A 1,233-nucleotide genomic window follows, 5' to 3' on the forward strand; every position below is an offset into this window, starting at 1 on the left:
GTAACATCAGAAAAATTTAAACTCAGGCGCTTAGCAATTGATTTAATATTGAGCAGTGACAAAATTCGCCCAATATTAGGATCTTGGTCAGTGAATACGCCTTTTTTGACATTTATATCAAGATGACCAGTGATATCTTGATAGTTCATATTCCATGGGGCACATTCGCAAGCAAGGCTCACATCAAAATCAAATTCCCCGCCTGTAACTTTTTCTTTAACTTTCAACCGTTGCAAAAATTCAGCCAAATTTTTGCCTTTTGCCTTAGCACTAAGTTGTGTGTGTTTACCATCCCAAGCGCCTTTAAAACTAAGCACTTTTTTGCTAACACCAAACCCTTCAAACTGTAAATTATTAATGGAAAGTACGCTATCCTTAGAAACCAACTTGACACTAAAGTCTGGGAAAATATCTTCGTTAATACGAATGTTTTTAGCACTTAAATGCATACTAGGAAAATCTTCTGGTGTGATTTTCCAATTACCTTTAATCGCATCTAAACTTATGACCTTTAAGCCTAATAATCTAACATTCGGAATGCCCTTTTCATTTGGAAAAACTGCCACATTACCCTTAGCCGATTTGGATTCAACCCTGCCACGCCAAGATTGATCAAGTTGCTTCGTTATGTACGCTTTAAAGCCACTGCTACTGTCAATCAATTCCACCCCAAAGATACGCTCGTGGTCATCAGCCTTGTTGTTAGGATTGATACGAATGTCAAATAGCTTGCCGCGAATCTTGCCGCTACCAGTGGCAGTAATCTTATTATGATGAAATGCCAGCTTTGAGTTATAGCCCTCAATCACAACCTTGTCATCTAGCACAGACAAACGATTATCTTTCAGGCTCAAGTCAATATCCAATATTAACTCTCTTTCATCTAACGGAATCACCGAGTGCATATCGCCATTTACTCTGCCAGATAAATTAATACTATTTAGCATTTCATGTATTGACTTATCAAGTGGTGCGCGTTTTAAAAATTCAACCAAGCGCTCGCTCTGAGTATTAATTTTGCCAGTAACTTTGGCATCTAAATCTTGTTGACTGATATCATCAATTTGAATTTTTATCGCATTGAGCGCCATATTATTAAGTTTGCTATCATGCACCATCACTGTCATTCTTTTGCCATCCAGCTCCAAACTGGCATTAAGTTTTTTAAGGGGTTCCCAATCCGCATCAAACTTCAACTCTAATGCTTTTAATTGACTACTAAATTGCACCTGT

Annotated in this window: 1 protein-coding gene; it reads right to left on the minus strand. The window is 37.7% G+C overall.

Features of this window, described 5'->3' with window-relative positions; genetic code table 11:
* On the minus strand, nucleotides 1–1,233 hold a 1,233-nt coding region (locus tag BBROOKSOX_RS11230; protein WP_306821353.1), incomplete at both ends, for a YhdP family protein.

This window comes from bacterium endosymbiont of Bathymodiolus sp. 5 South (assembly GCF_900128535.1).
GTDB lineage: Bacteria > Pseudomonadota > Gammaproteobacteria > PS1 > Pseudothioglobaceae > Thiodubiliella.